Origin of the sequence: Halosimplex rarum, assembly GCF_047715405.1 — an archaeon.
Lineage (GTDB): Archaea > Halobacteriota > Halobacteria > Halobacteriales > Haloarculaceae > Halosimplex > Halosimplex rarum.
Genome location: NZ_CP180412.1, coordinates 219305 through 233295, shown reverse-complemented (window position 1 = coordinate 233295; position 13991 = coordinate 219305). Strand labels below are relative to the sequence as shown.

The following is a 13991-nucleotide window of genomic DNA, read 5'->3' as shown; positions in this document are numbered from 1 at the left end:
TTTTCGCGCCGGGACGGGCGCACGGGTCTCGCCCCAGACAGAACGCCGGGGTTCCCGAGATCAGTCCCCATCGCCGTCCCCGCCGGGGAGTCGATCGACCGCCGTCTCCCACCTGTCGCGGGCCGCCTGGCCGGGGTCCGCGATCGGGTCGTACGTGATGTCCTCGGCCGTCTCGAGGTGCGTCCCGCCGTCGTCGCCGGTCCGCCGCCGCCACAGGCCGATCCCAGTCGCTACCACGAGCGACGCGAACAGGAGCCCGAACAGGACGCCGGCGGGACCGCCGAGGCGTGGCGCCACGAAGAGCGCGACCAGCAGCAGTCCGACCAGCTGGACCGCGTAGAGGAGGAGACTGAACCGGTCCCCGGACAGCTCGATAGTTCGCCCCATCGTTCGTCCAAAAGGACCGGACCGCGGACCAATAGATTTTGTCACACGACGGTCGTCAAGCCTCGTCGCCGTCGCTCGTTTCGGCGCCGTCCCGAACGAAGACGGCCACGCCCGTTTCGAAGTCGAGCATCCCCCGGCCGCTCAGCTCCGCGCGGCCGACGGCGAGCACGTCGCCGCGCTCGTGCGTGAGGACTATCTCGTCGCCCGGTCGGATCTCGGGGTCGGCCGCGCCGACGAACTTCGCGAACGCGTTGCGCCCCTCGCGGACGAACGGCTCGCTCTCGTCGCCGACGACGACCCGGTAGCTGCCGTCGGGAAGCGAATCGTGGAGCCGCCTCCCCCCGGCGACGCCGAGGGTGAACCGACCGTCCGTGGCGTAAGTGACGAGGCGTCCGTCCTCGCCGATGACCTGCCGCGGCCGGCCGGAACTCGTGTGCGTCACCTCGGGGTCGCCGTCGGCGAACAGCGCCTCCCCGGCCCCACGGCCCCACTGGTAGTCGGCCACCCGCGTCAGCATCGCTCTGTCGCGCTCGTCCATCGCTCCCCCGTTCGATACGCCACGCCTTGTATCTGTCTCACTCCCGTCTCGCCCGATCTATCCGCCGATCCGTGTGGAATGGTACCAAACATCAATGCATCCGGGAACCATCATGATCGATCGTCTCCGTGTGACGGGGTTTCAGGAGAATTTATACGGATCGATTACCAAACTCAGTCTGTTATGTCAGAGACGGATACACGGAAAGTCGCGTTCGGCCTCGTGTTGCTGGCCGTCAGCACGGTTCTCATCTTCGGCCCCGGGACGCTCGGCGTCGCCATCCCATTCGCCGCCATCGCCGCGGGCTCGCTCGGTCTCGCCGCCGGCGCGCTCCTCGTCGGCACCTCTTCGGGCGGCCGCCCGGTCTGAGCGACCGACGCCCCGCCGCGGCGACCGCGCGGGTTCTCCGGTTCTCTGCGTTCTCTCTCGACCGACGCCGGTAGCGACGGGGTCGGATCTGGATCAGGCACCCTCTCCGTTCGTCATTCTCCGGCTAGGTATCCATCGAGAAGCGATTCCGACGGCGAGAGCGATTCAGAGGAGGAAGCGGTCGGTGTCTTCGCTCATGTCCGTGAAGTGGTCGGCGGCGGCGACCAGTTCCTCGGCGGTCGACTCCTGGAAGGCCATGACCTCGGTCCGGACGCCCTCGTGGCGGAGGTGCGAGCACAGCCGCGAGAAGTCGCCGTCGCCGGTGGCGAGCACGACGGTGTCGACGTGGTTGGCGAGCGTGACGGCGTCGAGGCTCATCCCCACGTCCCAGTCGGCCTTCTTCGACCCGTCGCCGAACGTCTTGATGTCCTTGATCCTGGTCTCGAAACCGATGTCGACCAGGGCATCGAAAAACGACTCCTCTTCCGGGGAGTCGGCGCGGATGACGTAGGCGACGGCCCGCGTCAGCTGGCGGCCGGCGACCGCTTCGTCGAGCAGGGACGAGTAGTCGATGTTGCGAGTGTAGAGACTGCGGGCAGTGTGATAGAGGTTCTGCGCGTCGGCGAGGACCGCGACGCGCTGTCCCGGATGGACGTTTTCCATGCCTGTGCGTGGACGGGCCGCCCGGATAGCTCTTTGGCTCCCGTCAGGTCCACGTCCTGAGACACTCGAGCGAACAGAACGGCAGGTCGACCGTCGCCGGCTCGCCCCCGTCAGTGCGGGCTCTCGCGTCGCTGTCGTCCTGGTCGTCCGCGTCGACGCCGCGGTCGACGTGCGCTCGAAGCGTGTACGCCGGTGCCCCATTCTCCCGACAGTTTGCGCACTGCATGTCCCACACGACTACCGGGTCGTCCATTGTTATACGGCGTATAAACCCGGTCACGTCGCGGATCTCGCGTCGACCGGGGTGCGTCCACAGGCCGTCCACGGGTCACCCGTCTTTAAGCGCGCCAGGGCCCAATCGCCGGTATGACGCGACACGCGCTGTTCATCGGCGGGACGCGGTTCATCGGCCGCCACACCGTCCGCGAGTTCCGCGACGCCGGCTACGACGTGACGCTGTTCCACCGCGGCGAACACGAGAGCCCGTTCGCCGACGACGAGGGAGTCGACCGCGTGTGGGGCGACCGCACCGACGACGGCGGCCTCGCCGACGCCGCCGCCGTCGACCCCGACGTCGTCGTCGACCTGGTGGCGTACAAACCCCGGGACGTGCGCACGGCGACGCGCGTGTTCGACGACGTCGACGCGTACGTCTACGTCTCCAGCGGCGCCGCCTACGGCGCCGAGGACGTCCCCAAACGGGAGGACGAGACGGCGCTCGAACCCTGTACCGACGAGCAAGCGACCGACGACTCCTACGAGACCTACGGCGCCCGGAAGGCCGAGGGCGACCGCGCCGTCTTCGCCGCCGCCGAGGACGGGGTCAACGCCGTGAGCCTCCGGCCGCCCGTCGTCTACGGTCCGCACGACTACACCCGCCGGTTCGACTACTGGATCCAGCGAGTCGCCACCTACGACCGCGTCCTCGTCCCCGGCGACGGCACCAACCTCTGGCACCGGGTCGCCGTCGAGAACGTCGCCCGCGGACTTCGAGTCGTCGCCGAGGAGGGACAGCCGGGCGAGGCCTACAACGTCGGCGACTGGCACCTCCAGACGCTCCGGGAGACGATCGAGACCATCGCCGACGCCGTCGGGACCGACGTGGACATCGTCACCGCCGGCCACCGCGAACTCGCCGCCGGCGGACTGGAACCCGACGACTTCCCGCTCTACCGCGACCCGCCGCACCTCCTCGACACGAACAAGCTCCGGTCGCTCGGCTGGGAGCCGGTTGCGCCCGAGAACGCCATCGCCGAGACCGTCGAGGCCTCGCCGGAACGCGACGCCGACGAGGCCCAGGAAGGGCCGGACCGGGAGGCAGAGGAGCGCGTGCTGGGCGTGCTGGAAACGGTTTGACGAAGCCGGGACGTCCCGTGCCCGGCGCCTACGCGAACTGGGACACGAACACAGCGGTCCGCGCGCTCATGAGTAGCTCGTCGACGACGGCGAACGACAGGTACGCGACCGCCGGGACGAGGAGCGAATCCGTCCGGTCGTAGGCGTACGCCGCGGTCGCGATGACGACGACGCCGGACGCCGTGTGGACGTGGTCCAGCGCGGAACTCGCGGTGGTGGTGGTCCACATAGCGACGTACGCGAGGGCGAGGACGGCGGGGACGAACGCCAGCCATCGGAGGCGGGAATCCTCGAACTGGTCGGTCGCGTGCGCTATCACCGCGATCGTGATCACGAACAGGACGGCCATGCTGACGCCCTCCGTGGAGAACGTGAACCACAGCGGCCCGTTCCGGAACTGCATGGAGTGTGGCTCCCGAAGCAGGATACCGGCGACGAGCGTCGTCGCGAGGACCGCGATATCGCCGTCGACGACCCGCGCGAGCGACGCCTGGACGAGCCCGTGGTACAGCAGCGCGGTCAGCGTCACGAGCACGAGGGGATCCACGAGGTAATCGCCGGGCAGGTAGCCGAACGGGCCGTTCAGCGCCGCGACCGCGAAGTCACCGACCGAGAACTCCGGGGCCGCGACGACGGCGGCGACGTTGGAACCGACTGCCAGCACCGCCGGGACGAGGGCCGCGATCGCCACCAGCGGCCCGTGCTCGCGCTCGGGCAGCGACAGCGAGAGGTCGACCTCCCGGACGGTGACGTAGGCCGCCGCGAGCGCGCCCAGTCCCCCGATCGCGAGGACGCCGTAGACGACCCTCGCGAGGGTCCACCGCTGGCCAGCCGGAAGCGACGACGCGAGCGCCAGAACCGGGTGGAAGACGACGTCCAGGAGGTTCAGGTAGGCCTGTGCGAGGGCCAGGAGGGCGACGGCGGCCGCCAACTCGACGACGAACGCGCGCCGCCGGACGTCCCGGACGAACCGCCGGGCAGTGGAAGCGGGGCCGCCACTGATGGCTGACATGAACGGGTTTCGCGCGGCCCGTCGCATAGTTCTATCGACACGACGGACGGGACGCCGGGGCCGCGAGTGACGAGCCGATCCGACTGGCCGCGGATCAGGCGAGGGCGCCGGTCGCGACCAGGTACGAGACCGCGTCCCTCGCGACGACGAACGCCGCGTAGGCGAGCGCCGGCGGGACCAGCGAGTCGGTCCGCTCGTAGGCGTAGGCACCGGCGCCGACGAGACCGACCTTCGCCAGTTCCAGCGCCCCCTCGGCGACGCCGTCGACCGCCGTCACCGACTGGAAGAGGACGCCGCCGACGAAGATCGCGAGTGGAACCGCACAGAACGCCGTCAGCCACGCGCGGTCGACCGCGTCGGCGGCGTACGCCGGAAGCGCGATACCGCCGACCGCGAACAGCGTCGCGGCCGCGACCTGCAGCGGGGACCCCGACGAGATCAGCCCCGTCGGGTCGACCGTTCCGACCAGCAGCGTCGTCACACCGACGGCGACCCCCGGACTCGCGGCCGACCGGATCGTCCGCTGGACCAGTGCGTGCGTGACGAGGACGTACGCGGGGAGCGTCATGAACAGGACGACGATAGTCAGGACCGCCGGGACGAGCGGGCCGGCGCCGTCGGCGTAGGACGTCCCCGTCAGGGCGGCCAGGCTCGTGCCCGTCGCGCCGGCGAGGAGTTCGACGGCCGCGATCGCCGCGACGGGCGCCAGCGCGACGGCGCCGACGACCGGGAGAGCGTCCCGGGCCGGGAGCGATAGCGGAAGGGAACGGTCGCGGAGTCTGGCGTAGCCGGCCGCGAAGGCGACCGTGCCGGCGACGACGACCGCGGCGTTGGACAGCGCGGTCGCCGCCAGGCTCCCCACACCCGACTCGGCGAGCGAGGCCGGACCGAGCGACGACGTGAACAGGCCCGCGACCGGCCACAGCAACTGGATCCAGCAGACGAACGCACCGACGATCGCGGCGGCGACGGCGACCTCGCGCGCCAGCGGCCGGCGGTCGAGCGGAGTACGTATCGAAGCGGGGACCATCTGAGACTGATCGTGACACTCGGCAGACGGTAAATCTGTCGGGGCGGACCGGCGCGGTCGCGGGGACGGAACGATTTTCACCCCTCCCAGGGGAAGTAGAGGCATGTTCGAGAAGTCGACGTGGATTCGGTTGCCGCGGAACGTGGTGGTGGGCCACGGGGTCCTCGACGACACCGTGGCGGCCGTCGAGGAGCTCCACCTCGCCGGCGACCCGCTGGTCGTCACCAGCCCGACGCCGGCGGAGGTCGCCGGCGACCGCGTGGTCGAGGGCTTCGCCGACGCCGGGTTCGACCCCCGAGTGGTCCGCATCGAGGAGGCGACGTTCGGCGCCGTCGAGGACGTCATCGAGGTCGCGGCGGACGGCGACGTCGGCTACCTCGTCGGCGTCGGCGGCGGCAAAGTCATCGACGTGACGAAGATGGCCGCCGAGGACGTCGACAAGGGCTTCGTCTCCGTCCCCACCGCCGCCAGCCACGACGGCATCGTCTCCGCGCGCGCGTCGATTCCGGAGGGCGACACCCGCCACAGCGTCGCCGCGGAGCCGCCGCTGGCCGTCGTCGCCGATACGGGGGTCCTCGCCGACGCGCCCTGGGACCTCACCACGGCGGGCTGCGCCGACATCATCTCCAACTTCACCGCCGTCCGCGACTGGGAGCTCGCCCACCGCCTGAAGAACGTCGAGTACCACGAGTACGCCGGCGCGCTCTCGCGGATGACCGCCGAGATGCTCGTCGAGAACGCCGACTCGATCAGACCGGAACTGGAGGAGTCGGCCTGGATCGTCACCAAGGCGCTGGTCTCCTCCGGCGTCGCGATGTCCATCGCCGGGTCCTCGCGGCCGGCTTCCGGCGCCGAACACCTCATCTCTCACCAGCTCGACCGCATCGCGCCCGGAAAGGCGTATCACGGCCACCAGGTCGGCGTCGGGTCGATCATGACCGAGTACCTCCACTCCGGCCCGAAGGGCCAGTGGCGCGACATCCGCGACGCGCTGGCGAGCATCGACGCGCCGACGACCGCGGACGAACTGGGCATCGACGCCGACACCGTGATCGAGGCGCTGACGACCGCCCACGAGATCCGCGACCGCTACACCATCCTCGGCGACGGCATGAGCGAGGAGGCCGCTCGCGAAGCCGCCCGCGTGACGGGCGTGATCTGAGGGCGACGCGAGAAACTGCCGCAGAGAGGCGAAGCCGACGGCGCGCTCGGCACGCCACCGAGAGCTAACTGCGTGTCGAGAGCGGAGCCACTCGTCCGCGAGCCACGCGCGAAACCGGTCGTCACGGTGGCCCCGGTACCAAGGACTTTGGTCGACTCGGCGCGTGAGTACCGCCAGTGACCGACTGGATCGCGGAGTACACCGAAACGGAAGACCTGAACCGGAAGTACGAGCTACTCCGGGCCGAGATATCCCGACTGCGCGGGCAGAGAGACGATATCGAGTTCTTCGACGACGACGCGGTCGAGCGGACGCTCCGCCGCCTGAACCAGACGGTGCCCGGCGACCTGATCACGTTCGCCGCGAACGATTTCGGGATGCCGCGAGCGTACCGGCCGAGCGACGTTGAGCGGGACGCGCAGGACGAGATCCGACGGGCGATCCTCCGGGAGAAGTACGACGAGACGAACGAGGACCTGAACGAGATCCGTCGCGAGGTACTGCGCGAGCACCCTGCCGTCCACAAAGTCGTCGTCGCGACGCACTCCGCGGACGCCGTCCGATACCACCTCCCCGAGGGGTCGAACGAGGCGACGAACTTCGTCACGGTCCGCGAGATGGTCGGACTGATCGACTACACGACGAACAGCGCCCAGAGCGACGGGCTCTCTCGCACCTACTGACGCGAGAGGGCTCCGTTCACTCCACCGAGTAGCCGTCCAGTTGCGCGACGGCGTGGCAGTACGCCCACCGGCCGACTGCGAGTGCGACGGCGGCGGTCAGGCCGACGCCGCCGACCAGCGTCGCGGGATCGAAGCGCCCGGACAGCGCGAACACGCCGAGCGCGCCGAACCCGGGCGCGGCGACGGCGACCATTCCGAGGGTGTAGATCGCCGACGCGGACTTGTTCGGGATCTTCACGCTCCCGCCGAGCAGGCCCTCGGAGTCGGGCGGGTAGTGCATCCCGAGCGCGAGCGAGAGCAGCGGCGCGAGGAGGACCAGGGCGACCGCGAACGCGCCCACGGCGGCGACGAACAGCGGAATCGACGGGCCGGCGCCGAGGGCGACCCCCAGGGCGGCGCCGACGACGAGCGGCAGCGCCGGGAGGACGACCGCGAGCGCCTTCGCGCGGACGACGGTCTCACCGGAGAGCCCGGAGGTGAGCAGCCCGGGGAGGGCGTCGCCCTCGGTACCGAGTGGGTTGAGCGTGAACCCGCTGCCGGCGGCGAGCGACCCGGCGAACGCGACGATCGCCGGGTACATCGCGGCTGAGAACGGGCCGCTGTACACGAGCTGTTCGCCCATGACGAGTCCGACGAAGATCCCGGGGTAGACGTACCAGAGCGTCTTGGGCGTGCGCTTGGTGCGGCGCCAGGTGACGTCGACGAGGGTCGCGGTGGGTCGCGGGACGACCGACGCGAGCACGTCGCGGACCGGCGTCTCGGTCCCCGCGTCGGTCGGGTCGGTCTCGTCGTCCGATCCGACGGTGTGGTCGCCGTACCAGACGGCTTCCGCGAGGCCGACCGACGCGGCGGTCGCGAGGACGACCAGCGCGAGCGAGACGGCGAGGAAGCCGCCGGCGAGCGCCGGCGACGCGCCCGCGCCCGGGACGGTCACGAGCAGGAGGTCGCCGGCCCACGAGAGCGGGGTCGCCGAGAGAGCGTCGCTCACGTACTCGCGGGTGAACAGGACGAGGTAGAAGACCCCGAGCATGCCGACGCCGAGGCCGAAGCGGGCGTTCTTCGAGAGGTCGTAGCCGTCGAGGACCCACCGAGCGGCGAAGCCGACCGGGGAGGTCACCACGCCGGCGACGACGAACAGCCAGAGGCTCCCGCCGACGAGCGAGACGGCGGCGACGGGTTCGCCCGCACCCACGGCGAAGGTGACGCCGGCGGTCAGCGCCGCCGGCCAGAACAGCGCCGTCCAGACGGCCGTCTGCCGGGCGACGCTCCCGACGACGACGGCGCGCGTGCTCGTCGCGGTCAGGAAGGCGACGTAGCGGTCCTTGAACTCGCTGTTGCCGCCGGCGGCGCCGAGCACGCCCATCAGCGAGAGGAGGACCAGTCCCGATAGCGCGACGGCTCGGATCCGCGCCACCGGGCTCGCGGGGTCGCCGCGGGCGAACTGCCGGCCCAGGTCGTACGCGCCCGGCCCGACCGCCCCCGACAGCTGGAAGGCGAAGAAGGCGGGGATGAGGACGAAGAAGGCCGTCATCCGCGGCGACTCGCGCACCTTCCGGAAGGTCTGTCTGAGCGCGGTGCGCGTGACGACGACCGCCGGCCGCGCGGGCCTCATGGTCGCTCTCGCAGGCGCGCCGTCGGGTCGTCTTCGGTCGTCAGTTCGACGAAGGCGTCCTCCAGCGTCTCGCCGTCGAGGTCGGCCTTGAGCCGTTCGGGGTCGTCCTCGGCGAGGAGTTCGCCGTCGTAGAGGAGGCCGACGACGTCGGCGAGTTCGTCGACGACCGGCAGGACGTGCGTCGAGAGGAAGACGGCAGTGCCGGCGTCGCGCAGTTCCGTGAGAACGGCCTTGAGCGTCCGCGCGGCGTTGGGGTCGAGACCGCTGGTCGGCTCGTCGAGGAACACCACGGCCGGTTCGTGGACGATGGCCTGGACGACGCTCGTCTTCTGTTTCATCCCCTTGGAGTAGGTCTCGATGCGGTCGTCTGCCGCGTCGAGGCCGAACCGGTCGAGCAGTGCCGGGATGCGTTCGCGGGCCGTCTCGCGGTCGAGGCCGCGCACGTCGGCGACGGCCGAGAGCTGCTCGCGCGCGGTGAGCTTCTCGTACAGTGGCGGCGTGTCGGGGACGTACCCGATGTGCGCGCCGAGGCGGTCGCGCTCGCGGACGTCGACCCCGGCGACGGTCGCGGCCCCCTCGCTGGGCCTGGTCAGCCCGGTCAACAGGCGCATCGTCGTCGTCTTGCCGGCGCCGTTGGGGCCGAGGAAGCCGTAGACGGTCCCGCGCTCGACCGTCAGGTCCAGCCCCTCGACGGCGGCGACCGACCCGTATCGCTTCGTGAGCCCGTCGGTCTCGATGGCTGCCACTGCCGGGTTTTAGGAGCCAGCGCAGTGCTAAGTGTTCCGGTGCCGGGAGGTCGTCCGTCGAGAGCCGCCGTCAGTGGGGCGGGACGGCCGAGTCGGGCAGGGTCGGGTGCCAGCGGACGCCGTCGGCGAGCGTCGATTCGCCCTCGGCGGCGGCTTCGTCGCCTCCATCGGCGGCGGCAGGTTCTCCGGTGACGACCGGGGTCCCGGTAGCAACCGACCCCTCGCTGTCGGTCTCCGCGGTGAAGACCGCTATCAGCCGATAGATCGGCGATCGCTCGGGCTCGGACTCGTCGCGGACGCCGAGGATGGTCACCCGCGCGAGGCCCGTGAGCACGCAGTCGATCCCGGTCCGCTCGCGGATCGCCCGCTCGGTGCCCGCGACGACGCGTTCGTTCGTCCGCGGTTCGCCGTGGGGGACGACCCACTCGCCGTCGTTCTCGACCAGGAGCACGTCGTCGCGCTCGTTGTACAGCTGCACGTACGCGTCGACGATACCCCGCTGGCAGCGCTCGCCGGTGCGCTCGTACGCCTTGCGCGGGACGGCGAGCGTCGTCTGGTTCACCGGGAACCCGCTGTAGTCCTCCTCCAGCGCCACCAGTCGCTCTTCCACCCGGTCCCGGGAGCCCTCGGCCACGGACATCGTCCGCATCTGCACACACTCCCCAATAAACCCGTCTGTTCGTTCAGCCCGCGCGGTCCCTCGATCCCCCGGTCGGGCCCGGCCGCCTCACTCGCTCGCCGGAAACGGCCGCGCGGCCACCTCGGGGTACAGCACCGCGTCCGGGCGCGACTCGAACCACGCGACCTCGGCGATCTCGCCCTCGCGGGGGCGGGCCTCCCCGCCCTCGGCCGTCCCGTCGAAGATCACGATGAGGCTCGCGAGCGTCGGCCGGTCGGGCTCGGTCTCGTCGACGAGTTCGAGGACGTGCACCTCGCGGATTCCCGTGATTGCACAGCGGACGTTCGTCTCCTCGCGGACCTCGCGGCGGGCCGCCTCCGCGAACGATTCGCCGGCCTCGCGCTTCCCGCCCGGGTCGGCCCACCCCTCGTCGCCGTCGTTGCGCGCGAGCAGGACCTCGCCGTCGTCGTTCGTGATCCACACGCCCGCGCCGCCGTTCGCACCAGCCGCTATCCGGTCGCGGTCGCGTTCGTAGGCCTCGGGCGACACCTCCCAGCGCTTCTCGACGCGATCGAAGTCGTCGTACCGCTCGCGCAGGTCGGCGAGCCAGTCGTCCACCCGCTCGCGCGAGCGGGTCGCGAGATCCGCGTCGACGTCGGCGTCCCTTCCAGACATCTCAGACGTGCTCGTCCAGGAAGTCCACGACCGCGGTGTAGGCTTCGATCTTGTTCTCGCGCTTGGTGATGCCGTGGCCCTCGTCGTCGAAGACGAGCTTCTCGACGGGGACGCCCTGCTCGGCCGCCTTCTCGGCGATCTGCTCCGCCTCGCCGAGCGGGACGCGCGGGTCGTTCGCGCCGTGGAGGACGAACAGCGGCGCCTCGATGGCCTCGACGTTGTTGATCGGCGAGACCGATTCGAGAAACTCCCGGTCCTCGTCGAGCGACCCGTACTCGGCCTCCCGGAGTTCGCGGCGCCACGACCCGGTGTTCTCCAGGAACGTGACGAAGTTGGCGATACCGACGACGTCGACGCCCGCGGCCCACAGGTCGGGGTACTCCGTCAGCGCCGCCAGCACCATGAACCCGCCGTAGGAACCGCCCATCGCGACCACTCGGTCGGGATCGACGGCTTCGTGGTCGGTGAGCCACTCGACCGCCGCCTCGATATCGGCGACCGAGTCCATCCGATTCCGCACGTCGTCGAGATGCGTGTACTCGCGGCCGTAGCCCGTCGATCCGCGGACGTTCGGCTCGAAGACGGCGTACCCCCGCGAGAGGAAGTACTGCGTCAGGCCGCCGAACGAGGGTCGGCGCTGGCTCTCGGGTCCGCCGTGGATGTCGACTATCACGGGCGTCTCGCCGGCCTCCCACTCGTCGGGCAGCGAGACGTACGCGGGGATCTCCCGGTCGTCGAAGGTCGGGTAGCGCACGAGGTCGGCCTCGACGAACGTGGACTTCGGGATGCCCGCCGTGGAGGCGTCCGTCCAGCGCTCGACATCACCCGTCTCCATCTCGACCACGTAGACGTTCGTGTTCTCCGTGCGGCCGGTGGCCGACAGCGCGAAGCGCTCGGCGTCGTCGTCGAAGGCGACGCCGCCGGCGAGGTTCCCGGGCAGGTCCGGCGCCGGGAACTCGTCGATCTCGGTCGGCCCGGCGAGTTCGCCGACGGTCAGGTCCGTGTAGCCATCGACGTTGCGCGAGTAGACCAGGCGGCCGGTCTCGTCGTCGAGCGCGACGCCGCCGACGTTCCAGTCGCCACCGTCGGCCACGGTGTCAAGGGCAGCCGTCAGGTCGGACTCGTCGGGGTCGTCCCCGACCGCGTCGAGGTCGAGTCGGGCGAGGTACTTCGTGTTCGCCTCGTAGTCGGTAGTCAGATAGAGAGCGTCGCCGTCGGGGCTCCACTGTGCGCTCGTGAATCGGACGTCGCCCTCGTGAGGCGTGAGATGGCGCATCTCGCCGGAGTCGAGGTCGAGGACGAACAGGTCCTGGTCGAAGTTCCAGTGGGCCTGCGAGACGAGCAACCGGTCGTCGTCGGGCGCCCAGCCGCCGACCGAGAGCCAGCCGTCGCCCTCGCGGACCAGCGTCGCGTCGTCGCCGGTCTCCTCGCGGCCCTGGACGTACACGTCGAAGACGGACTCGTCGCGGCGGTTGGAGGCGAACGCGAAGCGCTCGCCGTCGTGGGACCAGCCGCCCCAGCGGTGTTTCGCGTCGGGGTGTGCGGTCAGGTTCGTGACGGTCCCGTCGTCGGCGTCCAGCCGATAGAGCTGCGCGCGCTCGTTGCCGCCCTCGTCCATCCCGAAGGCGAACTCGCGCCGCTCGGGCGACCACGAGGCGAAGGTCACCCGCTCCTCGTAGAACGTGCGCTGAATCGGCCACGCCTCGGGGGCGTCCAGCGTCCAGACCTGCGGCGTCCCGGTCGTGTTCAGCATGAACGAGAGCGTCCCGTCGGGCGCGAACGACGCGCCGTACGCGCTCCGGACGTTCAGAAAGCGGTCGAGATCGTACACGTTCCGGGCAACCGGCGGCTCGGAGAAAGCCCTTCCGGGCGTTCGACCGACGGCGGCCTGCCCGCGGGAGTAGGCATGTGAGAGCGTCCCGGTAAGTCGCGGTTTTGCCGCTCGGAACAGTCGCAACTCGAGAAACGTTGCGTCCCTTCTCCGATGGGGTCTGAATAACGAAACGGCGGACTCTCGTACGGGAAATCGCATGTATCGTGCACTCGCGATAGTCTGCACAGTCGCCCTGGTCGCCCTCGCTGGCTGCGGCGGACCAGGTCCAGGAGCCGATACGGAAACCCCCGGCGTCGGCGGAGACGGAGGCGTCGGCGAGTCCCCCGAAGACGGCGGGGTCGGTGACGAGACCGAGACCGAAGACGGACTGATGGACGAGACGGAGACCGAGACCGAAGAGGACGCCATGGGTACCGAGACGGAGACCGATGAAGGCGCTATCGGAGAGACCGATACCGAAACCGACGGCGCCATGGGTACCGAAACGGCCACCGAAACCGAGACGGCCGCCGACAGCTGAGACGGCCGCTTTTCCCCGTAGCTCACCGCAGCGCCTGCACCGCGCAGTCGGCGTAGCGCAGGCGCAACCGCCGTTCCGACGTCGACCGGTCCCCCGGTAACGACCCACCGCAGACGTTCCTGTCGGGGACGTGTTTCTCTCGGACCTCGCGGGACGCCCAGAGGTAGCTCCCGACCATCGGGCTCGCGACGACGGCGTCGCCGTCGCGGTCGGCCGAACCGTGTTCGTGTCCGATCCCGAGCGCGTGACCGACTTCGTGGAGCAACAGCTGCGTCGCGGCGGCACGGACCGAGTACGGCACCACCGACGGCGTCTCGGCGGCCGGCGGCATCCGAGCGACGTACTTCGCACCCGTCACCGCGGCGACGTGCGGGCGGGCGTAGCCCGCCGGCTGCTCCCTCGGATCGCCGTCGGTGACGAGCAGGTTCACGTCGGCGACCGGGTCGACCCGACCGACGCCGACGGCCCCCTCGACCACCTTCGCGGGCCAGTGTACCGCCAGGACGTGGCGGCCGCCTTCCGCCGGAAGCGACACGGGCGAGGGCGCGAAGTCAATCTCGACGCCCCCGCCGGCGGCGTCGAGGGCGGCGCCGAGGTACCCCTCGACGCGGGCTTCGAGCCCCTCGTGCGCGGCGGCCGCATCGCTGAACCAGACGCGGACGACGACCGGGTCCGGCCGTCGCGCGGCCCGACGCCCGGCGACCCCGAGCGACAGGACCGCGCCGGTGCTCGCGAGGAACCCCCGTCTGTTCACTACCCCACCGATGCCCAGTATCTCCCATAAA

General features: G+C 70.5%; 17 protein-coding genes. 5 read left to right on the top strand and 12 right to left on the bottom strand.

Annotation, left to right across the window (positions count from 1 at the left end):
* Window positions 1-60: 60 nt before the first annotated feature.
* Both ACMGFH_RS01065 and ACMGFH_RS01060 read right to left on the bottom strand, forming a co-directional pair.
* Window positions 61-387, bottom strand: coding sequence for a hypothetical protein (locus tag ACMGFH_RS01065; RefSeq protein WP_415380929.1), 327 nt, complete (start codon window positions 385-387; stop codon window positions 61-63).
* 55 nt (window positions 388-442) lie between these two features.
* Window positions 443-925, bottom strand: a complete 483-nt coding sequence (locus ACMGFH_RS01060) for a PUA domain-containing protein (RefSeq protein WP_415380928.1) — start codon at window positions 923-925, stop codon at window positions 443-445.
* A gap of 183 nt (window positions 926-1108) precedes the next feature.
* Between ACMGFH_RS01060 and ACMGFH_RS01055 the strand changes: the two genes are divergently transcribed.
* A complete protein-coding gene (locus tag ACMGFH_RS01055; protein ID WP_415380927.1) occupies window positions 1109-1294 on the top strand; it encodes a hypothetical protein in 186 nt (61 codons plus the stop codon).
* A gap of 165 nt (window positions 1295-1459) precedes the next feature.
* On the opposite strand, the gene ACMGFH_RS01050 is transcribed toward ACMGFH_RS01055, so the two are convergent.
* Both ACMGFH_RS01050 and ACMGFH_RS01045 read right to left on the bottom strand, forming a co-directional pair.
* Window positions 1460-1957 (bottom strand): NYN domain-containing protein, encoded by a 498-nt coding sequence (locus ACMGFH_RS01050; protein ID WP_415380926.1) that lies wholly within the window; start codon window positions 1955-1957, stop codon window positions 1460-1462.
* Between the two features lie 43 nt (window positions 1958-2000).
* Window positions 2001-2210, bottom strand: a complete 210-nt coding sequence (locus ACMGFH_RS01045; RefSeq protein ID WP_415380925.1) for a hypothetical protein — start codon at window positions 2208-2210, stop codon at window positions 2001-2003.
* A 113-nt stretch (window positions 2211-2323) separates the two neighbouring features.
* Between ACMGFH_RS01045 and ACMGFH_RS01040 the strand changes: the two genes are divergently transcribed.
* Window positions 2324-3313, top strand: a complete 990-nt coding sequence (locus tag ACMGFH_RS01040; RefSeq protein ID WP_415380924.1) for an NAD-dependent epimerase/dehydratase family protein — start codon at window positions 2324-2326, stop codon at window positions 3311-3313.
* Window positions 3314-3341: 28 nt separating this feature from the next.
* Here the strand turns inward: ACMGFH_RS01040 and ACMGFH_RS01035 are convergent, their stop codons facing one another.
* Both ACMGFH_RS01035 and ACMGFH_RS01030 read right to left on the bottom strand, forming a co-directional pair.
* A complete protein-coding gene (locus ACMGFH_RS01035) occupies window positions 3342-4325 on the bottom strand; it encodes a hypothetical protein (RefSeq protein WP_415380923.1) in 984 nt (327 codons plus the stop codon).
* A 94-nt stretch (window positions 4326-4419) separates the two neighbouring features.
* Window positions 4420-5355: a hypothetical protein gene (locus ACMGFH_RS01030; protein WP_415380922.1), complete on the bottom strand. Its 936-nt coding sequence runs from the start codon at window positions 5353-5355 to the stop codon at window positions 4420-4422.
* Between the two features lie 103 nt (window positions 5356-5458).
* Between ACMGFH_RS01030 and ACMGFH_RS01025 the strand changes: the two genes are divergently transcribed.
* Entirely contained in the window at window positions 5459-6517 is a 1059-nt protein-coding gene (locus ACMGFH_RS01025; RefSeq protein WP_415380921.1) for an NAD(P)-dependent glycerol-1-phosphate dehydrogenase, read from the top strand.
* A 176-nt stretch (window positions 6518-6693) separates the two neighbouring features.
* On the top strand, window positions 6694-7200 hold the full coding sequence (locus ACMGFH_RS01020) for a hypothetical protein (RefSeq protein ID WP_415380920.1): 507 nt from the start codon (window positions 6694-6696) through the stop codon (window positions 7198-7200).
* A gap of 16 nt (window positions 7201-7216) precedes the next feature.
* Here the strand turns inward: ACMGFH_RS01020 and ACMGFH_RS01015 are convergent, their stop codons facing one another.
* From ACMGFH_RS01015 to ACMGFH_RS00995, 5 genes are all read right to left on the bottom strand, one after another.
* Window positions 7217-8812 carry a hypothetical protein gene (locus ACMGFH_RS01015; RefSeq protein WP_415380919.1) on the bottom strand — a complete coding sequence of 532 codons (1596 nt, stop codon included), beginning with the start codon at window positions 8810-8812 and terminating at the stop codon, window positions 7217-7219.
* Window positions 8809-9558: an ABC transporter ATP-binding protein gene (locus ACMGFH_RS01010; protein ID WP_415380918.1), complete on the bottom strand. Its 750-nt coding sequence runs from the start codon at window positions 9556-9558 to the stop codon at window positions 8809-8811. The genes ACMGFH_RS01015 and ACMGFH_RS01010 overlap by 4 nt, the downstream gene beginning before the upstream one ends.
* Window positions 9559-9628: 70 nt before the next feature.
* A complete protein-coding gene (locus ACMGFH_RS01005) occupies window positions 9629-10198 on the bottom strand; it encodes a hypothetical protein (RefSeq protein ID WP_415380917.1) in 570 nt (189 codons plus the stop codon).
* A gap of 87 nt (window positions 10199-10285) precedes the next feature.
* On the bottom strand, window positions 10286-10852 hold the full coding sequence (locus tag ACMGFH_RS01000; RefSeq protein ID WP_415380916.1) for an NUDIX hydrolase: 567 nt from the start codon (window positions 10850-10852) through the stop codon (window positions 10286-10288).
* A 1-nt stretch (window position 10853) separates the two neighbouring features.
* On the bottom strand, window positions 10854-12683 hold the full coding sequence (locus ACMGFH_RS00995; RefSeq protein ID WP_415380915.1) for a S9 family peptidase: 1830 nt from the start codon (window positions 12681-12683) through the stop codon (window positions 10854-10856).
* A 199-nt stretch (window positions 12684-12882) separates the two neighbouring features.
* Between ACMGFH_RS00995 and ACMGFH_RS00990 the strand changes: the two genes are divergently transcribed.
* The gene (locus ACMGFH_RS00990) at window positions 12883-13206 is read left to right on the top strand and encodes a hypothetical protein (protein ID WP_415380914.1); all 324 of its coding nucleotides are present in this window, start codon (window positions 12883-12885) and stop codon (window positions 13204-13206) included.
* A 22-nt stretch (window positions 13207-13228) separates the two neighbouring features.
* Here the strand turns inward: ACMGFH_RS00990 and ACMGFH_RS00985 are convergent, their stop codons facing one another.
* A complete protein-coding gene (locus ACMGFH_RS00985; RefSeq protein ID WP_415380913.1) occupies window positions 13229-13960 on the bottom strand; it encodes a peptidase M10A and M12B matrixin and adamalysin in 732 nt (243 codons plus the stop codon).
* Window positions 13961-13991: the final 31 nt, after the last annotated feature.